Below are 22,139 nucleotides of genomic sequence, written 5' to 3' on the forward strand. Positions count from 1 at the left end.
GAGGGGGAAAGCGAGCACAAACCGAGGAGGGGGAAAGCGAGCACAAACCGAGGTGCGTGCCAGAAACTACCCTTTCAACGGCCACAACCACGCCGCCCCGCGCACGCCGCTCGAATCGCCATGCACCGCCTTCAGCACTGGCGTTTCACACTCGCGGCCAAACACCCACTGCTTCATCAGCGCCGGCACGGTTTGGTACAGGCGATCGTTGTTACTCATGCCGCCGCCCAACACAATCACATCGGGATCCAGCAGATTCACGACCTGCGCCAGTGATTTCGCCAGACGCATTTCGTAGCGATTCATCGCCAGTTCCGCCACCGGATCCTGCTGCTCAATCAGCTTGATGATCTCCGCGCCTTTCAGCGCTTTACCGCTCAGACGCTGATAATCGATAGCGAAGCCGGTACCCGATACAAAGGTCTCAATGCAGCCCTGCAAGCCACAGTAACAGGGCACTTCCGCGCGATGGCGCAATTCATCCTCATCCATCCACGGCAGCGGATTGTGGCCCCACTCACCGGCATTGCCGTTACCGCCAATGCGCGACTCACCGCCAATCGCTACGCCCGCGCCCGATCCGGTGCCGATAATCACCGCAAATACCAGCGGCTGACCCGCGCCCGCGCCATCTACCGCTTCGGAAACCGCCAGACAATTCGCGTCGTTGGCGATGCGCACGTCACGATTCAGCGCCTGCGCTAAATCCTTATCCAGTGGCTGACCGTTCAGCCAGGTGGAGTTGGCATTCTTTACCCGCTGCGTGTAGGGCGAAATCGTGCCGGGAATGCCGATGCCGACCGTGCCCTGCTGGCCGGTTTTCTCCTCCGCCAGCAGCACTAAATCGACAATCGCCTGAACCGTGGCAGCGTAGTCGTCACGCGGCGTGTTAACGCGATGACGGAACAGCTCCTGACCCTGATCAGACAGTGCAATCACTTCAATTTTGGTCCCGCCTAAATCAATCCCGATGCGCACGATTTATTCCTCATTATTCGTTCTGGTGACCAATACAGTAGAAGGCTGAATCGGGAAAGGCAATGAAACCAATCCGATGTTTCGCTATCATGCGCGCTGACTTTGAGACTTGTGCGCCCGATCGCACCCACGGTAAGGAATCCCGATGTTGTGGTTTAAAAATATGATGGTTTATCGTCTGAATCGTGACATTCCGCTGTCCGCAGACGATCTGGAAAAACAGCTCGACGCCTTTACCTTTTCACCGTGCGGCAGCCAGGATATGGCGAAAACCGGCTGGGTTTCACCGATGGGCAACCGCAGCGAAGCGCTGACGCATGAAATCAACGGTCAGATGGTGATTTGTGCACGCACCGAGCAGAAGATTCTGCCGTCGCCGGTGGTGAAGCAGGCGCTGGAAGCCAAAATCGACAAGCTGGAAGCAGAACAGAGCCGCAAGCTGAAGAAGACCGAGAAAGATTCGCTGAAAGATGAAGTGCTGCACAGCTTGCTGCCACGCGCGTTTAGCCGTTTCAGCCAGACGTATATGTGGATCGACACCGTTAACAATCTGATCATCGTCGACTGTGCCAGCGCCAAAAAAGCCGAAGACACGCTGGCGCTGCTGCGTAAAAGCCTCGGTTCGCTGCCGGTGGTACCGCTGACGCTGGAGAATCCGATCGAGCTGACGCTGACCGAATGGGTGCGCTCAGGTGAGCTGCCAGCCGGTTTTGCCCTGATGGATGAAGCCGAGCTGAAAGCCATGCTGGAAGATGGCGGCATGATCCGCTGTAAGAAGCAGGATCTGATTTCCGACGAAATCGCTACACACATTGAAGCCGGTAAAGTGGTCACCAAACTGGCGCTCGACTGGCAGGAACGCATTCAGTTCGTTATCGCCGATGATGCTTCAGTGAAGCGTTTGAAGTTCAGCGACACGCTGCGTGAGCAGAATGATGACATCGACCGCGATGATTTCGCCCAGCGTTTCGATGCCGATTTCATTCTGATGACCAGCGAACTGGCCGCGCTGATCGGCAATCTGGTCGAAGCGTTAGGCGGCGAAGCGAAGCGTTAATCCTCTCGATCCTGGTCGCCATTAAGGGTGACCCCACGACAAACCAGCAGGATTTTCGTGGGGTGCGCAATAAAAAAACCTGCGCTTCAACAGAAGTCGCAGGTTTAAGATGTTCTAAAGCTTGAGTTTAGAGGTAGCGGCACAGATAAGAAGAAGGCTCTGCCACCTGCAGATGGAATTCGCTTTGGCCTGGCACGTTGAAGCTGGTGCCAGCTTCGTACCATTTCCACTCGGTTTCGCCCGGCAGCAGCACTTTCAGCGCGCCGCTCACCACCGTCATCTCTTCCGGTTGATTGGTGCCGAAGGTGTATTCACCTTCCGCCATCACGCCAACGCTGGCACGGCCAATGGTCACGCTGTCGAAACCAATGGATTTCACTTTTCCGTCGAAATACTCACTTGTATTGAGCATATTACTTCCTCACAGCACATTATCGTGACTGGCAGATTACTAAGGAACTCGCTGATCTGTCACGCGAATTAGCGCCACAGATCGCAACTTGTGATCTCCCTGCGCTAGACGATCAATTCTGCCGCCAGCTTGGCCACCAGCACGTTCGACAGCAGCACCGGGATACCCAGCATTTTCTGCAGGAAATCGCGGTGCTGCTGGTGATAGCCGATGCAATCCAGCACCACCACATCCGCGCCCTGCTCCTGCAGCGACAATCCCGCTTCCACCAAATCGGCCTGCTCCGCCAGATACGGGCTGGCAACGGCAAAACACGGCGGAGTGATCAAGTTGCGCCACTTGTTGGCCTGCTCGGCAATCTGCTCTTCCACCGGCACCACAATCCCGACTTTATGATCTTGCACAATCGCGCGTACCAGCGGCGGGATGATGCGATCGGGCTCCAGCAGCAAAGCGGATTGGGTTTTCAGCGCGCCAAACTCGCCGGTGCACAGCAGCAAAATGGTGTCATAGCCCTGCTGCTCCAGCGCGTTGATCTTACGTTGCAGTCCCTGCTCCACTTTTGCTACGGACAGGCGCACCTGCTCGCCGCTGGTCATACGCGATACCAGCACCTTGTCGCCCGGCGCGGGCGCATACTGCAGCTCAACTTCGGCTAGCGTCAGGCCGTCGAGTAAACCGGCATGCGCTACCTGCTCGGCGGGCAGATGTTCCAGCAGCAGCGGCAGAATGTCGCTGCGCGGTGATTGACCAATCGTCAGTGTGACCAGGGAGATGTTCATCATCAGGCTTTCCGGGTGCGCAGATGGCTGAGACTACCATACAAAGAGAGCAGCAGCGCGTACTCTTGTGGGTCGTAGAAGTGACAGGTTTCACGCCCGAACTCTTTCGCCACTTCGACCGCAAACTTCACGGCTAAAGCGATATCCACTTCGTGGCTGGCGCCGGTGCCGCAGCCCGGCACCACCGATTCGGCACAGATCGCCACGCCGACCACCGGTACATCCGTCGCGGTGGAAGGTTGCAAAATACTGTTGAGGTGATAAACCCCGTTGCCGTATGGCGTGATGTCCTGCGTGGTGATCGGGAAGGTAACCGCCGGTTTGCCGCTGGTCATCTCCATGATGCGTAACAGATCTTCTGACACGCGCAGGATGTAGCCCTCTTTCACCGTCGGCGACAGCGCGTAGCCTTTGTGATTGAGAATGCGGTTACCTTTGGTGGTATCGATCGACAGAATCGCATCAACACCAGCGATCACTTCGTTGTCATTCATGGTGATGTCGTCGCACGGCGAATCCATGAAATCGACTGGCTCGTGCGGACGGGTTGGCGCATCCGGGCAGATGTGGGTGGTGATAATCACATCACCGGCCAGCACGTCGCCTTTGGTCTGCATCTGCGCCAGCTTCAACGCGCTGCTCACCGCCGCGACGGCGCCATCGGCATCCGATACCATACCAATGCGCGTTGGACGCGCACCAATACCGCCGAGACGGCCAATGATGCCGAGTGTTGGCGCACTGCCGCCGTTGCTTTTGCCCTGCGCACCGGGGATATCGATGCGGACGAAATCGGTCCGCCCTTTTGGCCCGCTAACGCGTTTCGTGCTGGCGGTGACGCCCGGATAGGCCGCGAACAGATCGACCACCTGTTGGCCATCAATGTAAGCGCTATCGAGTAACTCAAAGACCTGCAGTGTCTGCTGTAAACTCATCATCAATTTCCTGGATTATTTTTTGCTGCCGCTGGCAAAAAGTGAATGGAAGAAGCTGTAGAGCGCGTCGCCCGCGATAAATCCGGCGGCCATCACCTCCATCGGTGAACGTCCACGCTCGCCCCACACGCGCAGGATGATAATGCGCAGCGCGATGCCCACCATCACCGCCCAACCTGCCGCGGCGTTGTTGATTAACAAGCCGGTCGCCAGCAGGACGCCAAGCTGACGCTTCGGTCCGCCGATCAACTGAATAATCGCGCCCGGAATCGCCCACATCAGCAGGTTGCCGGCAATCCCCGGCTCCGCACCGGCCTGAATAGTTTTGGCATAGACGCGCGCCACCGGCGGCAGCAGATTCTCGGCAAAGAAAATGGTGTGCGCGTACCACACCACGGGAATACAGATCACAAAGGCAATCATCGCGGCGATCAGCTGGATACGGCGACCCCACAGCTCTTGCTGCACATCGGCACCGTTACCGCGCAGGATAAAGCCGGCTTTCAGGTCATAACCCATATCGGCAAACGCCGGACCGGTAGCGGCGGTAAAACCACACAGCAGGCACAACGCCAACGGCGGGAAGCCGAGCAGAATACCGAGAATCAGGGTAATCAGCGCCACCGCAAAGGCCGGGAACCAGCCAGAGTGCATGGCGGCGATACCAACAATCAATTCATGCACGAAGGCAGCAAAGGCGGCGTAAAGGATAAACAGCACCAGCATCGGCAGGCCCATCTGGCTCCACAGACCGCCCGCCAGCGCCAGCAGCGTGGAGATGACGATGTAACCGACGGTGCCGAAACCCAGCGAACGTTTGACTTCGCTGTCGCTACGGCTGACGTTGACCTGATCATTGCGGCGGCTGCGAATCACCTGCACCACCTGAATTAACGCCACCAAACCGGCACCGACCATCACGCCGTGCGGAATATAGAGTGCGTTGATATCAATGCCAGCAACCGGTTGCGCGTAGGCGCGTAGCAGGAAACCCATACCTAGCATGCTGAGCGCCCAGATATTACCGATAAACGCGGTACCAAATGCCGACATCGGGATCTTCAGCATCGAACCCACGATGCCGCCAACAATCCCCACCACCAGCAGCCAAGCCTGACGACCGCCTTTGTCACCGGCTTTGATCGCTTCGGCTGCCGCCACGCCCGGCGGCCACGCATTGCTGGCCGGGAAGACGCGGGTATCAAATAGACGATAGAGTAAATAAGCATCGAGCAGCATCGCCGCGCTGACGCCAACAAACAGCGGCAGCACCAGCTGCGGCTCACCCAGCGCCCACGGCACCGCAATCGGCATCAACAGGCTGTTGGCCGCACCGAAGGTGGCCGAGGAGATGGCGGTTTGCGCGAGGTTTTGTACTTCAATGGAGCGATAGCGACGAAACCATTGCAGCGGAATACGCGCCAGCAGCATGGCAAACAGCGCGCCGATAATAGAGGTATTGGGTGTTACCCCAATGGTGGTAATAAGCTGAACCCCAATGATGGCGCCGGCAACGGACAGCAGAACCAGCATTAAGGCAACGCCAACGCTTTTTATTGGATTATTTTGACGCATGAGATCCCCGTATTTTCACCCTGTAGAAAACGCTTTAATTCGAAGTGCCCGACACGCGGGACATCAACGTTTTTATATTAATCGTTCCCTGATTATTGAAATAAGCAGGTCCGAAGACCTGCTATTTCCCTGGTGTGGCGCGAATAAACGCCTTCAAAACTAAAATAGGGTTTCCTGTTTTGGACAGGATTATGCGCCGTATTTTTCGGCCATCAGTGCAGCCGTTGCGCGTAGTTCGCTGAGCAGCCTCTCCGGATATCCGGGCGCCGCTTCTTGCGATAAAAACGAGAGACAGAGCGCAGCACTTTCACCGCGATGTTTATTGGTTACCGCGACCGCCAGCGAACTGATGCCCGGCAGCGTCTCATTGCGCGCCAGTGCCCAGCCTTGCTGGCGAATTACCGCTAACTCTTTGCATAACGCATCGACGCTCAGCGGCGAGTTCATCGAAGCCGCCTGCCAGTTGCTGGCAAAACGTTCGCGAACCTCGTCATCACTGAGCTGCGCCAGTAGCACGCGTCCGGTCGAAGTGCCGGTTAATGAAACGCGCGAGCCCGGCGGCGTCACCAACTGGGTGAAGAAGCGGCCGTGATACATGCGCATCACCAGCACATCGTCGCCATCCAACACCGAGATATAACCCATGCAACCGCTGCTGGCCGCCAGCCGCGCCATCGGCGCCGACGCGCTATCCACTAGCGGCGTCGACAGATAGTGACCCGCCACCGACAGCAGCACGCGACCAATCTGGAAGCAGCGACTTTCAGTGTCACGCTCAAGTAAGCCTTCACTCTCCATGGTCGCTAACAGGCGCGAGACCGTGCTTTTCGGCATGCCTAACGCATCCACCACCTCGGTAAAGGTCAAGCCGGGATGGCCCTGCGTCACGCCAAAGCGCTGAAACAGCTTCAGTACAGCGGAGGCATTTTCAAGTGTGGTCATGGCGTCGGTTTCACTATATGGAACACAGTTCCTCTTTCATTAACCAGAAAGTAAAGCGCGACGCTTTGACGGTCAAGCGCAAATTTTAAGCCGGACGTTTCTGAGGGAATTTAAGGCAGAATAAAATACGGCGTGAAGTGGGAAATAAATGACGTAATCAGGTGAGTTAAATATTCCGCAGGAAAGTGTGTAACTTTTTTGGAATATTGCAGTTTTTCGGCTGAATTCTTTACCCTATAGAGTTCAAGTTGCAGGGAGGCGGCAAATGGGTGAATCCCCCAGGAGCTTACTTAGGTAAGTGACTGGGGTGAACACATGCAGCCAACGCACCTGCAGCTTGAAATATGACGGGTAAACTTAATCTTTTTCAGCGTCTTCGTAGCGCTCTTTGGCATCTTGCGCTTCGGTTTCGCTTTTGTGTTCGCTTATTAATGTATCGGGTTTGGGATGGTCGGCACGTAATTCATACCAGGTGACGGTTTGATCCGCCGAACCTTTTTCAACGGCGACAATACGCGCGACGCGCGGATAGGGTGGTTTCGTTGGCATTGTTTTCCCTCTTCTATCAGTTGTCCACAGACAGCGGTGATCCTCTGCCTAACGCTAAGTATAGACAACTGAGGATCGCTGCAAAAAAACAGAGAGAAATCTGAGGGTTTAGCTGGCGCGCGCTAAAGAGAGCGATTGCAGAATTTGCTCTACTACGCGATCGGGCGATTGCATCGCGTTGACTTCATGATGCGCGGTTTGGCGATACAAATGAGCACGCTCACGCAAAATATCGCCCATCTCTTCGGCAATCGGGCGGCCGGTTAAGGTGGGACGCTGCGCGGCTTCCGGCTGATGTTCCAGACGATCGGCCAGCACGTCTGAAGGCGCGTTCAGCCAAATCACCTGGCCGTGTTCGCGCATAAAGCGACAATTCACTTCCGCCAGCACCATGCCGCCGCCAGTGGCGATGACCGTATTCGGAGCGGTGACCGCGCGCAGCGATTCCGTTTCGCGGGCGCGGAAGCTATCCCACCCTTCAGATGCCACAATCTCCGCCACGCTGCGTTGCGTAGTGAGTTGCAAATAGTGATCGGTATCGTTAAAGGCATAGCCCAGCGCTTGCGACAGCGCCTGGCCAACCGTGGTTTTACCGCAACCGCGTGCGCCGATCAGATAGATGGGTAATGACATCCGGGCTCATCCTCCGCCGTAATGTGCCGCACGGGCAACGTCATCAGGTCAATAATGCGTCGCATAATACCTGGATTTTATTTTATCAGCCACCCGCGAGGCACGATTTACGCGTATTTCAGTCACATCCTAAGCTAGTCCTTTGATTAAGCTGCAAAAAACAATGCATGAATCGTGCATCGGGCCAAATGTAACAGCGGCCAACATTTCCTTACCAGGCCGCTGATTTACTTTCTCTGGTCGCGCCCTCATATATGAGGCATACCTTAACGGAGGGTTCCCCATGCAAAGCGAAGAACAACAACTTATTGAAAACCTGTTCAGCCGACTGAAACAGGCTGAGACGCAAAGCGGCCCGCGTGATGCTGGCGCAGAGCAGTTAATCAAACAGCATCTACAGAATCAGCCCGGCGCGCCTTACTACATGTCGCAGGCGATCCTGATTCAGGAAGCGGCGCTGAAAAAGCTTAATGCGCAGGTTACGGATCTGGAAAATCGTCTGGCGCAGGCGCAGCAGCAACAGGCACCGCAGCAGAGCAGCGGCGGTTTTCTCTCCAGCCTGTTTGGTGGCGCATCGCGCCCGGCGGCACAGCAGCAGCCAGCGTGGGGGAATCCACCGCCGCAGCCACAACAGCAGTATGCGCCTCCGCAGCAGCAATCTGCTGCGCCGGCGGCACGCGGCACCGGCTTCCTCGGCGGCGCATTACAGACGGCCGTTGGCGTGGCGGGCGGCGTGGTGATGGCGGATATGCTGACCAGCATGTTCCACCATTCTCAGCCGGAAGAGATCGTTAACATCATCAACGAACCGGCGCTGCCGCAGGTCGATAACAGCCTCGACACCTTTAACGGCAACGACAGCAACAATGCGTTCCTGAATGATAACTCGGGCTGGGATAATAACCTGGCGGACAACAATGATTTCGGTGACTTTGGCAGCGGCGGCGACTTTGACGACGATGATAGCTTCGTCTGATCAGCGTTGACGTAACCACTTATCCAGTTCATTGGCGAACAGTTGGCGGTCGCGTTGGCTTAAGGTCGACGGGCCGCCACTCTGAATCCCGCTGGCGCGCATCGTTTCCATAAAGTCACGCATGGTTAAGCGCTGACGAATGGTGTCTGTCGAATAACGCTCTCCGCGCGGATTGAGCGCCGCAGCGCCCTTCTCCAGTACTTCTGCCGCCAGCGGAATATCGCCGGTAATCACCAGCTCGCCGGGTTGCACCCGTTTCACAATCTCGTTATCCGCCACGTCAAACCCGGCAGCAACCTGCAGCGTTTTCAGCCACGGCGACGGCGGCACGCGCAGCGGTTGGTTGGCGACAAAGGTCACGGTAACTTTGGTGCGCTCAGCCGCGCGGTACAGCACTTCTTTGATGACATTGGGACAGGCATCGGCATCAACCCAAATCGACATGATGACTCCTTTTTCACAGACAATGAGGCTGATCTTGCCGTGCTACGGCAGAATGGCAACTGTTTTTGCTGGCCGCCCGCCTTGTTATTAATCCTCGCTGACGTAAGCTTACCCCCACAGAAAATGAACCACTTAGAGGATAAAGCGATGCTGGATAAAAAAATCGGGTTTGTCGGCTGCGGCAATATGGCGAAAGCCATCATTAGCGGACTGGTCAACAGCGGGCAGATCGCCCCCGCCAATATCTGGGTGTTCGACCGTAAGCCCGCCACCAATCAGGCGATGGCGCAGCAATATGGCGTCACCGCCGCAGACAGCGTGGAAAGTCTGGCGCGCGAAGTGGATATCCTGTTTGGCGCGGTGAAACCCAATGTGATTCTCAAAGTGCTGAAAGATCTTGCCGGCCAGCTGAAGAAAGATGTGCTGGTGGTCTCGATTGCCGCAGGCGTGACGCTGGATTCTCTGGCATCGGTGCTCGGCCACGATCGCAAAATCATCCGTGTGATGCCCAACACGCCATCGCTGGTCAACGAAGGTATGACCTCGGTGACGCCAAACGTGCTGGTGGAAGCGCATGAAGTGGATGAAGTGGTGGGGATTTTTGAAAGCTTCGGCAAAGCGGCGGTGGTAAATGAATACCTGATTCACGCGGTGGTTGGCGTGAGCGGCTCAGCGCCAGCCTATGTGTTTATGTTTATCGAAGCGATGGCCGATGCGGCGGTGCTCGGCGGCATGCCGCGTGCGCAGGCATATCAGTTTGCGGCACAGGCGGTCAAAGGTTCGGCGCAGATGGTGCTGGAAACCGGCAAGCATCCCGGCGAGCTGAAAGATATGGTGTGCTCGCCAGGCGGCACCACCATCGAAGCGGTGAAAGTGCTGGAAGAGAAAGGCTTCCGCGCCGCGGTGATTAATGCGATGCAGCAGTGTATGGCGAAGTCAGAGGCGTTGAGTAAGCAGTGATCGGTGCGCTTTGCCCCTCACCCTAACCCTCTCCCGCAAGCGGGAGAGGGAACGGATCGAGCATGTGGCGAACTCGCGCATGCGGGAGAGGGGTCCGATCGGGCATGTGGCTGCGTCTCCCTCTCCCTGTGGGAGAGGGCCGGGGTGAGGGCATCAGGCCGCTGCGTACGCCTCATACAGCGCAATACCCTGCGCCAGCGTCATGGGCTGCTGCATCTCCTGCACCAGCGCTGCTGTCAGCGTATATAACCCGGCAGAACACACCGCCGCAATCATCCCCTCCTGACAATAGAAAGCGATAAACTGCTTATTCTGCAGCGATCCCAGGAGCCGGTAATCGTCCCACTCTTCCGCATGCCCCAGATACTCATAGCGGGTACCGTAATGCGCGGTCCAGAAGAACGGCACGCGGTCATACAGGATCTTTTTCCCTAACATATTCAGCGCCGCGATGCGCCCTTGCTGGTGCGCAACGCGATAGTGCTCAATGCGTTGTGGGCCCTGCACTGACGGATAACTGGCGATATCACCGGCCACCCAGATGTTATCGGCCACGCGCAGCTGGCTGTCGGTAAGCAAGCTGCCATCGTCCTCCAGCGGCAGGTCGTGGATGAATGAGGTCGCTGGCACCACGCCCGTGCCAAACAGCACCAGGCTGGCATCAACTTTTTTGCCACTCTTCAGGCGCACGGCAGTGACTTTGCCCTCGCCTTCCAGCGCCACGGGATCGCCTTCGACAAACTTCACGCCGTTGCTGCGATGCAGATCGTAAAAGTGGCGGCCAATCTCTTCGCCAAACTGTTTAGCAAACGGCAGCGGCTGGCGCGCAATCACCGTGACATCAACATCACGATTACGCAGCGAACCTGCCATCTCCATACCGATAAAGCTGTTGCCGATAATCACCAGCTGCTCGGTTTTATCCACCTCTTTGAGTAACTCATCGGCCTGATTAAGCGATCGCAGCAGATGCACGCCGTCGAGATCGTTACCCGGCATATCGAGCGGTTGCGGCACGCCGCCGCTGGCAATGAGCAGTTGGTCAAACTTCACTTGCTGACCGCCTTTAAGGATCAGCGTTTGCTCAAGCGCTTTGAGCTGCTCGACATCGCCCTGAATCCGCTCCACCGTGCCCAGCACATCCTGCTGCAGCAGCTTAGGTACATCCTCAATCGCCATTTTGCCGGACGGCACGAATTTGCTCAGTGCGGTGCGATCGTAAGGTGCGGCCGATTCCCGCTCGATCAACACAATATGCCCTTTAAAACCTTCATCGCGCAGCGTCCAGATCGCCGCACTCCCCGCCGCGCCCGAACCAAGAATCACGCATACCGGTGACTCGCCTTGTACGGAGGGCGCACTGGCGGGCGACATCGCCTGCGGGCTGACCAGCACGTTGCCTTGTTCGATGCGCACCGGATAACGCTTGAGATTCGCCAGCGCCAGCGGCTCGCACATCTGCCCATCCTGCAGCTGAAACACCGCTTTGTGCCACGGACAGATCAGCTTGTCGCCACACACCGCGCCCTGCTCTAACGGCGCCCCGGCGTGCGGGCATTTGGCCTGAAACGCCTGCACCCGCTCATCGTCACGAATCAGTACCACATCGGTGTCGCCGACGGTAAATTTGGTGGGTTTGCGCTGTGCCAGCGACTTGAGTTCCACGACAGTTTGATAGCTCACGTTAGGCCTCCTTTCTTGTGGTTTTTGAGGTAATCAGCAAATCCCTACAAAGAGTAAGCCTGGCAAAGCATGGTGATTTGTCCGCATCGACAACGCGCTACGGTAGGTAAGTTATTGTTTATTCGCTAAAGATAATCTTCACCATCCCGCCACACGACAGCGCCTTGCTTCACACAGCCGCGTAAAGCCACGCCGCCGTCCGCCTGAGCAGCCAGCAGCAGCACATCGGCGGGTGCGCCGCAGGCCAAACCTTGTTGCTGCGGCAGATTGAGCTGCCGCGCCGGACGAACAGACGCCATCTCAATCGCCTGCGCCAGCGTCGCCAGCTGATGGCGCAGCAGGAAGTTCACGCCCTCCAGCAAACCACGCGCCGATCCCGCCAGCAGCTGCGGCGCATCGGCGATGCTCAGGCGTCCGCTAGCGCTAAGCTGCACGCGGCCGCCAATCGCGGTGTCGTAGATGCCCGGCGGCTGCCCAGCGAACGAGGTGACGTCACTGACCAGCAGCGCCTGCTCGCCTTTGGCACGCAGGAACACTTTCAACACGTCCGCCGGCAGGTGATCGCCATCGGCAATCAACGTGGCCGTCAGCGCATCTTCCGCCAGCTGCTGCCAGATGTAATTGGGATGACGCGGCAGTTGCAGATGCGCGCCGTTGCCGAGATGGGTGGAGAGCGTGGCGCCCGCGTCAACCGCCGCGTGAATTTGCGCTGGCGTGGCGGACGTATGCCCAATGGCGACGCGCACCTGCTGCGCCACACAATGTTTGATCAGCGCATCGCTGTGCGGCCATTCCGGCGACAGCGTGAGCAGGCGAATATGCTGCTGCGCGGCTTGCTGCCAGCTGTCGAACAGCGCAATATCCGGTGCGCGAATCGCCTCGCGCGGATGCGCACCGCGCGGCCCATCTTCAGGCGACAAAAAAGGTCCTTCCAGATGAAACCCCGGAACGGCGCGTGCCACGTCAGGATGATGCTGGCGGGCGCTGGCGAGTCGCTGCATCGCCTGCGCAATTTCCTCCGGCATGGCGGTGATCACCGTCGGCAGAAAGCTGGTGACGCCCTGCTGCCACAGCGCGCGCATGGCGTGCAGCACATCCTCTTCGCTAAAAGGAAAGTGGTTGAAATCGACGCCCTGAAAGCCGTTGACCTGCAGATCGACCAAGCCCGGCGCGAGGATAATCTCCTCTTCCAGTTTATTCAGCGCGCGCACATCACTGATGGTGCCGTGCTCAATCTCCAGCTCAATCGGTTGCAGCGTGCGGTAATCGCGACCGCGCAAAATGAGGTTAGTCAAAGGTCACCTCCGGGCAGGCATCGCTGTCGGTATAGAGCGTGCAATCGGCATGCTGGCGCAGACACGTCGCCGGACACGCGGTGGAGATCGCATCCTCAAGCGTTGCGCGCACCGCCGCGCGTTTGCTCGCACCCGGCACCATGCAGAACAGCCGCGCACCACTCATCAAGGCGGGAATCGTTAGCGTTACGGCATGCGTCGGTACCGCCTCAACAGTGGCGAAACAGCCATCGTTGACCTGCTGCTGGCGGCAGGCATTATCCAGCTGCACCACCTTAACGGAGAAAGGATCGTTGAAGTCGGCCACCGGCGGATCGTTGAAGGCTAAATGGCCGTTCTCGCCAATGCCAAGGCACACCGCATCAATTGACGCGGCGTTAATTTTTGCCGCGTAATCCGCACAGATCGCGGCAGGATCGCCGCAAGAGGGAAGTAGATGGACTTCGCCAGGCTGCACCCTATCAAACAGCTTCTGGCGTAAAAAGTGGCTGAAACGCTGCGGCGCATCCGTCTCCAGCCCGATGTACTCGTCCATATGGAAAGCGTGAATACGCGACCAGTCGATATCCCCAGCCGCAACCAGCGCGTCGAGAAACTCGTTTTGCGAGGGCGCGGCGGCAAACACCATGCGCACCACATGCTGTTCACTCAGCCGTTGACGCAGAAACGCGGCCACATCCTGCGCCGCAGCCGCACCTAATGCCGCGCGACTGGCGAAGCGTTTGATCCGTAAGCGATCTCGGGTTCCCTGTTGTAAGAGCGTCATATTATCCCTCCTGAGAGACGTTGCTTTTGTGCGCCCAGCGCTGGGCGGCGGGCGCATCCTGATCCTGATTGAGTGCGATCAGCAGCTGATCTACTTCCGGGCGCACCGGCGCGCGGCGTAACCAGCCCATCACCACAAACAGCACCAGCGAGGACATCACCGGCGCAGCCACCACGGTGGCGGTGCTGACATCGGTAAAGACAAATTTCACGCAGAAGAAAGTGCCGACGCCGATCGCCCAACTCACCAGAGCGGCGGCGCTGCCGCTGCGACGAAATGCCGGCAGCAAACCCAGCAGCATGGGAATGGAGATCGGGCCGACTAAGCCGCCAAACCAGATGATCAGCAGCGACAGCACGCCGCCGAAGTGGCTGGCGTTCATGGCAATCACCAGCGTGGTGATAATGAAGATAAAAGCGGTGAGCCGCGCCACCAGCAGCGAGCTTTTACCGCGCTGAAAGTGTTTCGGCAGCATGCCGGGCAGGATATCGCGCGTCACCACCGCCGTAATGGCGTTGGCATCCGACGAGGTCATCGACAGCGTGTGAGTAAACATCGCCACCAGCACCAAACCCACTAGACCATTCGGCAGCAGCTCCATCGCCATCATCGAATAAGAGCGCGACGGATCGCTGAGATTGGGAAACAACAGCGGCGCTGCCCACATCGGCCAGAACAGAATCAGCGGCCAGATGAGATAGAGCGCGGCGGAGAGGCGCGCCGCTTTGCGTGCATCGCGGCCGGCGGGCGCGGCTATAAAGCGCTGCGCCAGATTCCAGGTGCCGCCGTTGTAGCTCAGCGTGTAGATGACGAAATAGGCGAGAATAAAGCCGATGCTGTACGGCTCCTGAATGATCTGGGTGTGGGTTGGCGGCAAACGCTGCCAGATGGTGAACAGCTCAGCAAAGCCGCCGAGATGCACCGCCACCGCCACCACCATAACAATCGCGGCCACAAACTGCACCACGAACTGGCCGAAGTCGTTGCAGGCATCCGCCCACAATCCGCCCATCACGGTGTAAAACAAACTCAGCGCGCCAGATACACAGATGCCAATCAGCGGATCGAGTCCGGTGAAGACGTTGATGATCACCGCAATTGCCGCCCACTTCGCGCCGACGTCAAAGGTTTTCAGCAGCACCCCGCTCCACGCCAGCACCATTTGCGTTGGCAAGTTGTAGCGCGTGGCGAGATATTCCATCGGCGATTCGATGTTCATATAGATGCGCAAGCGCGCCCAGCGCGGCGCAAACAGGCGTGAACCTATCAACACCGCGATCGCGATGGGAAACGCCCACCAAAAATAGATGGTGATGCCCATGTTGTAAGCCACCGCCGCATAGGCGACAAAAACCGCCGCGCTGTATCCTGACATATGATGCGACACGCCCGACAGCCACCACGGCATTTTGCCGCCAGCCGCAAAGAAATCACGCGTGCTGCCCACCTTGCGCATCGCCCACAAGGTTATAGCCACAATCATCAGCGCATAAAGCGCCATCACAGCATAATCAAGCACATTCATAGCAGACTCCACAGGTAAAGGCTGCCCAACGAACGCTCTGGCTTCGCAGGGATTGAGCGGATGGAATAATTAGTCATCATTTAGGATTAAAGCATCCTGGCAGCGTTATCGGTGCGGTTTTGTGATGAGGATCCTGATATGAGTTTTTCCTCTGACGTGATAAGTAAAATTGAATATGTCTACGCCGCAGCTTACAGCAATAAAAAAGGGTTCACGCTAAACATGAACCCTTATTCCTTTTCACGCATGAGTGATTTAAAAACGGCGACGATTATCGCTAATTAAATCAGCTTTTCTTCAGGCACGAACTCATAAACGTTTTACGTGCATCGCCGGTGAGCTTTTTATCGCTCGCATCAGCATTACAGGTTTTCATCTTCATTTGTTGCGGCGTCATACTGCCTATTTTGCTGTCTTTTTTCAGACAGTCACTCATAAAGCTTTTACGCGCATCGCCTTTCAGATTTTGTGTACCGGCGCTCTGGTTACACTGGGTCATTTTTTCCTGCTGTGCGGTTTTCTCTGCCGCACTCGCTCCGCCTGCAATCAGCAAGCCTGCTGTCATTATTGCCAAAAGACACGATTTCATTACCGGATTCTCCGTAGCATTATTGCTCTCTAAGCATGGCACGGAATAAGCAAATACGAGAAATCGATAATGACAATTGCCTGCAAAAACAGGCGATAGCCGTTATACGCGCGGATGATGCAGCAACTTCTCTACGTAATTACGCAGCATGGTGGTATCGGGCGTTTCAGCCGCGGGGGCGACGGGCGGCATGGCTAATTTAATAGCGGCCTCAATGTCGTGGAATTGATCGGGATTCAGTTTGCGCAGCATCGCGGTTAACACGATTTCTAATGCCTCAACCTGAGCCACTAATTCTTTAGACTCTTCTTCTTTTTCAGCCAGCTTTAGAAGGAGTTCCGCAATCAGGTTTTTCATGCGACAAGCTCAATGAGAGAAGAAAAACAGACGTTAGCATCGCGCTGAATAAAACAACAAGGATTTTTAAGCCGTTTTAGAGAAAAAACAGCCAAACGGTAGAATAAAAAAACCGGCTAGATTTCAATAGTTAATAGCGAAACGTTTCACTGGACGTTCAAAGATTTATTGAAACGTTTCGCTCACCTATGCCCTGAATAATTCGAGGTGCAGGAAGGCGGCAAGTGCAATCATCCTCAGGAGCTTACTTCACTAAGTGACTGAAGGTGAATGCACGCAGCCAACGCACCTGCAGCCTGAAGTATGACGGGTATTAATGCGGCCCCATAAAGCCACGTCCCGGACCGCCACCATGACCGCCGCCCCAACCGCCGCCACCCGGAGGTGGGAAAATACAACCGCTCAACGCGGTGACCAATGCCACAACTGCGGCGATTTTAATCATACGGACCATAATTACCTCGGAATGGTGAAATCGGGCTGAGTGTATGAGGCCGCATCGGGCACGACAATACAGAATCCTCCGCAACCCGGCGCTATTCATCTCTGCTCACCACGCTTAACAATTTACTGGCACTAAAGCGGCAAAAACATTGCACGGGTGGCATAAATTGCTGCCAACGCGCTGCGCAAAATCGTGGTTGAACGCTTTACAGCCGGTGCGATTTCACGCAATGTGAGCGCATTACAATAAATGAGATCCCATCATGAGCTTATCTGCTGTCTCCCTGAGTGAAATTCTGGCGCGCCGTGACTGGGAAAATCCGGTGATCACCAGCCTTAATCGACTGGATGCGCATCCACCGTTTGCCAGCTGGCGCGACGAAATCAGCGCGCGCGACGATCGCCCTTCGCCTTCACGCCAGCTATTGAACGGCCAATGGAGCTTCAGCTACTTCACGCAGCCGGAAGCGGTACCGCAAAGCTGGCTGCTGCAGGATTTGCCTGGCGCCGATGCGCTGCCGGTGCCCGCAAACTGGCAGCTGCACGGCTTTGACGCGCCAATTTATACCAACGTGCAGTATCCGATTCCGGTAACGCCACCTTTGGTGCCGCAACAGAATCCTACTGGATGCTACTCGCTCACATTCAAAGTGAATGCTAGCTGGCTGCAACAGGGCCAGACGCGCATTATCTTCGATGGCGTAAATTCGGCCTTCTTCCTGTGGTGTAACGGCCAGTGGATCGGCTATTCGCAGGACAGCCGCCTGCCCGCCGAGTTTGATCTCACTCACGCTTTGCAGCCCGGCCAGAACCGCTTAGCCGTGATGGTGCTGCGCTGGTGCGATGGCAGCTATCTGGAAGATCAGGATATGTGGCGCATGAGCGGCATCTTCCGTGATGTCAGCTTGCTGCATAAGCCGGAGACGCAAATGGCCGATGTGCAGATTGAAACCGTGCTGAGCCCGGAATACCTGCGCGGCGATCTGCGTGTCAGCGTCAAGATCCACGCCGGCGCTCGTCAGCCCGCGCAGTGCCGATTGCGCGTCAGTTTGTGGCGCGGCGACAGCTGCATTGGTGAGCAGGAACAGGCCCTCGGCAGTGCGATTATCGACGAGCGCGGACATTATCCCGAACGCGCCCTGCTGATCTTGCCGGTCAACCAGCCGCAGCTGTGGAGCGCCGAAACGCCGCATCTCTATCGCGCGGTGGTGACGCTGCTGGATGAAAACGGTGCCGTGATCGAAGCCGAAGCTTACGACGTCGGTTTCCGTCGCGTCAGCATTGAGCAGGGCCAATTGTGCCTCAACGGCAAGCCGCTGCTGATTCGTGGTGTGAACCGCCATGAACATCACCCGGAAAACGGTCAGGTGGTGGATGAAGCCAGCATGCGCCGCGACATCGAGCTGATGAAGCGCCACAACTTTAACGCGGTACGCTGCGCGCACTATCCTAATCATCCGCTGTGGTATCGCCTGTGCGATCAATATGGTTTGTATGTGGTGGATGAGGCGAATATCGAAACGCACGGTATGCAGCCCATGAATCGCCTCTCCAGCGATCCGCGCTGGTTCGCCGCCTATAGCGAGCGCGTCACGCGCATGGTGCAGCGCGACCGCAATCATGCCTGCATTATTATCTGGTCGCTGGGCAACGAATCAGGTCACGGCAGCACGCACGATGCGCTCTATCACTGGGTGAAAAGCAGCGATCCGACGCGTCCGGTGCAGTACGAAGGTGGCGGCGCCAACACCGCCGCCACCGATATCGTCTGCCCGATGTACGCGCGCGTCGATCAGGATCAGCCTTTTCCGGCGGTGCCAAAGTGGTCGCTGAAAAAGTGGATTGGTTTGCCGGGCGAGACGCGGCCATTGATTCTGTGTGAATACGCCCACGCGATGGGCAACAGCTTTGGCGGTTTCGCGAAATACTGGCAAGCCTTCCGCCAGTTCCCGCGCTTGCAGGGCGGCTTCGTCTGGGATTGGGTCGATCAAAGCCTGACGCGCTACGACGACAACGGTGAAGCCTGGCAAGCCTACGGCGGGGATTTTGGCGATACGCCAAACGATCGCCAGTTCTGCATGAACGGGCTGGTTTTTGCCGACCGCTCACCGCATCCGGCGCTGTTTGAAGCCCAGCGCGCGCAGCAGTTCTTTCAGTTTCAGCGGGATGCTAACGAGCCGTATCGCTTTACCGTCAGCAGCGAATATCTGTTCCGCCGCAGCGATAACGAAGTGCTGCGCTGGTCAATCGAGCAGGATGGCGATGCCATCGCCAGCGGTGAATTGCCGCTCGATCTCGCCGCTCAAGGCAGCCAGACGTTGATGCTGCCCGCCAGTGAAGATTTGCAGGGCAACGCGTGGCTGAATCTGGCGGTGCATCAAATCAACGCCACGCCGTGGTCCGAAGCGGATGCGCGCGTCGCCTGGGATCAGTGGCCGTTGCCCGCTGCGCTGCCGGTGCGCGTTGTAGAGCTCGGTGCCACCGCGCCGGAACTGATTGCCAATCACGATCTGGTGGCGGTAGTTGTGCCGCAGCAGCGCTGGCACTTCTCGCGCCGCAGCGGCGAGCTGGTGCAATGGTTTGTCGATGATGAAGAAACGCTGCTCACGCCGCTGCAGGAGTGCTTTATTCGTGCGCCGATTGATAACGATATCGGCACCAGCGAAGCTGCCAATGTTGATCCCAATGCGTGGGTCGAGCGCTGGAAACGTGCGGGCTACGATGAGTTGCAAGCGGTGCTGGTGGATATGCAGGTCGATAGCCTGAAACACAGCGTGCAGATTGAAACCTGGCATCAGTGGCTGGCCAACGGTCAGCTGGCTTTCACCAGCCACAAACGCTATCAAATTAATGCTAACGGTGAGTTGTCCATTAGCGTCAATGTGGAACAGGCGCCCGGTCTGCCGGCGCCGGCACGCATCGGGCTGCGCTGCCAACTGGCGAAGTCGCCGCAGCAGGTGAGCTGGCTCGGTTTGGGCCCGCACGAGAACTATCCGGATCGCCAACTGGCGGCGCAGTTCTCACGCTGGCAGCTGCCGCTGGCAGCGCTCAGCACCGCGTATGTGTTCCCCGGTGAAAATGGTTTGCGCTGTGGCACGCGTCAGTTACAGAGCAATGGCTTGCAGGTGAGCGGCGACTTCGCCTTTTCGCTCAGTCGCTTCAGCCTTGAACAGCTGCGTGCCACCTCGCATCGCCACTTATTGCAGCAAGAGGATGGCTGCTGGCTGCACCTCGATGGCTTCCACATGGGTGTCGGCGGTGATGATTCATGGAGCCCCAGCGTTAGCCCGGAGTTTTTGCTTTCTCAGCAGCGCTGGCACTACGCGCTGACGTTGCGTCAGTAGGTTTTTCTGCGGTTTCACGCTGGCTCAAAGGTGGAGTCAGCGTGGTTTTCGGCCGACGATAGAAGCGGCGCAGGAAGATCACGTTAACCATCACCACCATCGCCGTGGCGAAGAATACCCAGCGATAGCCGGTTGCCGCCGATACCGCCGCGCCCAGCAGCGGACCCGCCACGTTACCCAAGTACATAAACGATTGGTTGTAGCCGAAAATGCGCCCGGTGACGTTATCGCGTGAATGCCGCACCAGCAGCGTTTGCACCGCCGGCATCATCGCACCATCGGCAAATCCCAACAGGAAACGCAGCACGCCAAGCTGCGTCGCGCTGGTGACGAACGACATCGCCACCAGCAGCAATAATGACACCATCATGGTGGCGAGCAGAATGCGTTGCGTGCCAATACGATCGCCGAGTTTACCCAGCCGTGGCGCGGAGATCAGCGCCGATACGCCCGGCAGCGCGGCGATCACCCCGCTGAGAAACGCGATGTTCTGCGCATTCGGTGCCAGTTCGCGCACGAACAGCGTCAGGATGGGGTTCACCGAGCCGTTGCACATCTGAATCACCATGGTGGTGAAGAATAGGCAGATCATTAAACGCGGATTATCGAGGGTGCGAAACACGTCGCGCCCGCTCAGCTTGTCCTGCTTGCTAACCGGCGTATAACCGGTCTCTTTTATCAGAAACAAGGTGACGAGAAAGCTCACCATCAGCAGCACGGCGGTGACGATAAACACCATGCGTAAACCGAGCCAGTCCGCCAGCAAACCGCCAATCATCGGCCCGAGAATGACGCCGCTGATTTGCCCGGTGGAAACACAGCTCAGCGCCCAGCCGCTGCGTTCGCGCGGTACCTGCGCCGCCACCAGCGCCATCGCATTGGGAATGTAGCCGGACGTAAGGCCCATCAGCGCGCGCAACAGCAACAGCTGCCACGCCTGAGTGACAAACGCCTGCAGCAGAATCACCGCGCCCATGCCGAAAGAGGCGCGCAGCAGCATTAGCTTGCGCCCTTTACGGTCAGCAAGGCTGCCCCACAACGGCGCGACGGCGGCAGAAACAATGAAGGTGACGCTGAAAGTGAGTCCAGACCAGACGCTGAGCGCGTTACCGCCACGAATCCCGAGTTCTTCCACATACAGCGGCAGGAAGGGAATGATCTGACTGATAGCAAGGCCGGTAAAAAAGCAGCCAAACCAAACAGATATCAGATTAACTTTCCAGGACTCGATGGAGCGTAACATGGGCGTGGGCATCAGCAGAATGAAACGAGAGTTCAGTCTAACAATCTCATAACATTACCGGACGGCAAAACATGGCATGGGCGAAAAAACGCAGTTTTACACTGTCGAGCGTGATTTTGCTCACAGCAAATCATGTCTGAAAGCCGTTTTTTAGTGTCTTTATGTGCTGAAACCCTGCCTGCCGCAAGATAAGCGCATCGCAATGGCAGGCAAACGTGAAAAAATATGTCTACACGTTACTGACAATATTCCACACCGCATCTATGTTTAAAAAACCACCAGTTATCACTGGCGACGCGCTGTCTGTTCTGGACAGTCCGCATGATTAAACCCAATTTCCCCATGCTGCCATTATCCGGCGGTGGGCATCGTTGTCTCTGCGGAGGTCAGCTATGAGAACCCAGCCAAACAGCGCCAGTCGGGCGATTACCGACTACTTCAATAGCCCAGCCTGGCATGCACCGCATGAGAGCGACATGTTAGCGGCGATCATGCGCGAACTGATGGATGACGGACAGCCTGCCACCAGCAAAGCGATTATTGCGCGCGTGATTGATAAGCTGGAATTTGAAGGGGATGAACAGCAGCTGCAGAGCTACCGCAACTTACTGGCAAAACTGCTGGAATCGGGGCCGCAGAAATAGCGGCCC

General features: G+C 57.1%; 22 protein-coding genes. 5 read left to right on the forward strand and 17 right to left on the reverse strand.

Translation table 11 applies throughout. The features are described 5' to 3' along the window. Positions 1-66 precede the first annotated feature (66 nt). Positions 67-978 carry a fructokinase gene (mak, locus tag DEU53_RS16545; protein WP_110867766.1) on the reverse strand — a complete coding sequence of 304 codons (912 nt, stop codon included), beginning with the start codon at positions 976-978 and terminating at the stop codon, positions 67-69. A gap of 145 nt (positions 979-1,123) precedes the next feature. Here mak and rdgC point away from each other — a divergent pair, with 145 nt between their 5' ends. Next, entirely contained in the window at positions 1,124-2,035 is a 912-nt protein-coding gene (rdgC, locus tag DEU53_RS16550) for a recombination-associated protein RdgC (protein WP_110867767.1), read from the forward strand. 127 nt (positions 2,036-2,162) lie between these two features. On the opposite strand, the gene ppnP is transcribed toward rdgC, so the two are convergent. The 7 genes from ppnP to aroL form a co-directional block, all read right to left on the reverse strand. Further along, a complete protein-coding gene (gene ppnP / locus DEU53_RS16555; RefSeq protein ID WP_101762466.1) occupies positions 2,163-2,447 on the reverse strand; it encodes a pyrimidine/purine nucleoside phosphorylase in 285 nt (94 codons plus the stop codon). A 104-nt stretch (positions 2,448-2,551) separates the two neighbouring features. Continuing rightward, on the reverse strand, positions 2,552-3,229 hold the full coding sequence (locus DEU53_RS16560; RefSeq protein ID WP_110867835.1) for an AroM family protein: 678 nt from the start codon (positions 3,227-3,229) through the stop codon (positions 2,552-2,554). Positions 3,230-3,231: 2 nt separating this feature from the next. Then, positions 3,232-4,164 (reverse strand): DUF1177 domain-containing protein, encoded by a 933-nt coding sequence (locus tag DEU53_RS16565; protein WP_110867768.1) that lies wholly within the window; start codon positions 4,162-4,164, stop codon positions 3,232-3,234. A 15-nt stretch (positions 4,165-4,179) separates the two neighbouring features. Beyond that, positions 4,180-5,739 (reverse strand): OPT/YSL family transporter, encoded by a 1,560-nt coding sequence (locus DEU53_RS16570; RefSeq protein WP_110867769.1) that lies wholly within the window; start codon positions 5,737-5,739, stop codon positions 4,180-4,182. 189 nt (positions 5,740-5,928) lie between these two features. Beyond that, positions 5,929-6,681 (reverse strand): IclR family transcriptional regulator, encoded by a 753-nt coding sequence (locus DEU53_RS16575; RefSeq protein WP_101762470.1) that lies wholly within the window; start codon positions 6,679-6,681, stop codon positions 5,929-5,931. 357 nt (positions 6,682-7,038) lie between these two features. Next, positions 7,039-7,230, reverse strand: a complete 192-nt coding sequence (locus DEU53_RS16580; RefSeq protein WP_101762471.1) for a YaiA family protein — start codon at positions 7,228-7,230, stop codon at positions 7,039-7,041. Positions 7,231-7,338: 108 nt separating this feature from the next. Then, on the reverse strand, positions 7,339-7,863 hold the full coding sequence (gene aroL, locus DEU53_RS16585; RefSeq protein ID WP_110867770.1) for a shikimate kinase AroL: 525 nt from the start codon (positions 7,861-7,863) through the stop codon (positions 7,339-7,341). A gap of 283 nt (positions 7,864-8,146) precedes the next feature. On the opposite strand from aroL, the gene DEU53_RS16590 reads away from it, so the two are divergent. Further along, positions 8,147-8,839, forward strand: a complete 693-nt coding sequence (locus DEU53_RS16590) for a DUF2076 domain-containing protein (RefSeq protein ID WP_110867771.1) — start codon at positions 8,147-8,149, stop codon at positions 8,837-8,839. Here the strand turns inward: DEU53_RS16590 and DEU53_RS16595 are convergent, their stop codons facing one another. After that, positions 8,840-9,283 (reverse strand): YaiI/YqxD family protein, encoded by a 444-nt coding sequence (locus tag DEU53_RS16595; protein ID WP_008106050.1) that lies wholly within the window; start codon positions 9,281-9,283, stop codon positions 8,840-8,842. It lies immediately after the preceding gene. Between the two features lie 147 nt (positions 9,284-9,430). Here DEU53_RS16595 and proC point away from each other — a divergent pair, with 147 nt between their 5' ends. Then, on the forward strand, positions 9,431-10,243 hold the full coding sequence (gene proC, locus DEU53_RS16600; protein ID WP_110867772.1) for a pyrroline-5-carboxylate reductase: 813 nt from the start codon (positions 9,431-9,433) through the stop codon (positions 10,241-10,243). Positions 10,244-10,396: 153 nt separating this feature from the next. Here proC and DEU53_RS16605 read toward each other — a convergent pair whose 3' ends face one another. The 7 genes from DEU53_RS16605 to DEU53_RS23085 form a co-directional block, all read right to left on the reverse strand. Beyond that, positions 10,397-11,926 carry an FAD-dependent oxidoreductase gene (locus DEU53_RS16605; protein WP_110867773.1) on the reverse strand — a complete coding sequence of 510 codons (1,530 nt, stop codon included), beginning with the start codon at positions 11,924-11,926 and terminating at the stop codon, positions 10,397-10,399. A 125-nt stretch (positions 11,927-12,051) separates the two neighbouring features. Next, a complete protein-coding gene (locus DEU53_RS16610) occupies positions 12,052-13,221 on the reverse strand; it encodes an N-acetylglucosamine-6-phosphate deacetylase (protein WP_110867774.1) in 1,170 nt (389 codons plus the stop codon). After that, positions 13,214-13,987, reverse strand: coding sequence for a glucosamine-6-phosphate deaminase (locus tag DEU53_RS16615; protein WP_110867775.1), 774 nt, complete (start codon positions 13,985-13,987; stop codon positions 13,214-13,216). The genes DEU53_RS16610 and DEU53_RS16615 overlap by 8 nt, the downstream gene beginning before the upstream one ends. 1 nt (position 13,988) lies before the next feature. Continuing rightward, complete coding sequence (locus DEU53_RS16620) at positions 13,989-15,512, reverse strand: sodium:solute symporter family protein (RefSeq protein WP_110867776.1); 1,524 nt, start codon at positions 15,510-15,512, stop codon at positions 13,989-13,991. A gap of 286 nt (positions 15,513-15,798) precedes the next feature. Continuing rightward, positions 15,799-16,101, reverse strand: a complete 303-nt coding sequence (locus DEU53_RS16625; protein WP_101762479.1) for a PsiF family protein — start codon at positions 16,099-16,101, stop codon at positions 15,799-15,801. A gap of 102 nt (positions 16,102-16,203) precedes the next feature. Then, the gene (iraP, locus tag DEU53_RS16630) at positions 16,204-16,458 is read right to left on the reverse strand and encodes an anti-adapter protein IraP (RefSeq protein WP_101762480.1); all 255 of its coding nucleotides are present in this window, start codon (positions 16,456-16,458) and stop codon (positions 16,204-16,206) included. Positions 16,459-16,771: 313 nt separating this feature from the next. Beyond that, the gene (locus DEU53_RS23085) at positions 16,772-16,912 is read right to left on the reverse strand and encodes a hypothetical protein (RefSeq protein ID WP_199559724.1); all 141 of its coding nucleotides are present in this window, start codon (positions 16,910-16,912) and stop codon (positions 16,772-16,774) included. Positions 16,913-17,165: 253 nt separating this feature from the next. On the opposite strand from DEU53_RS23085, the gene DEU53_RS16635 reads away from it, so the two are divergent. Continuing rightward, complete coding sequence (locus tag DEU53_RS16635; protein WP_110867777.1) at positions 17,166-20,246, forward strand: beta-galactosidase; 3,081 nt, start codon at positions 17,166-17,168, stop codon at positions 20,244-20,246. On the opposite strand, the gene DEU53_RS16640 is transcribed toward DEU53_RS16635, so the two are convergent. Beyond that, a complete protein-coding gene (locus tag DEU53_RS16640) occupies positions 20,185-21,489 on the reverse strand; it encodes a multidrug efflux MFS transporter (RefSeq protein ID WP_101762482.1) in 1,305 nt (434 codons plus the stop codon). The two genes, DEU53_RS16635 and DEU53_RS16640, sit on opposite strands and share 62 nt — an antisense overlap. A 392-nt stretch (positions 21,490-21,881) precedes the next feature. On the opposite strand from DEU53_RS16640, the gene DEU53_RS16645 reads away from it, so the two are divergent. After that, on the forward strand, positions 21,882-22,133 hold the full coding sequence (locus DEU53_RS16645; protein ID WP_101762483.1) for a biofilm development regulator YmgB/AriR family protein: 252 nt from the start codon (positions 21,882-21,884) through the stop codon (positions 22,131-22,133). The last annotated feature ends 6 nt before the right edge of the window (positions 22,134-22,139 follow it).

Origin of the sequence: Pantoea sp. AG1095, from assembly GCF_003208415.1 — a bacterium.
GTDB classification, from domain to species: Bacteria; Pseudomonadota; Gammaproteobacteria; order Enterobacterales; family Enterobacteriaceae; genus Pantoea; species Pantoea leporis.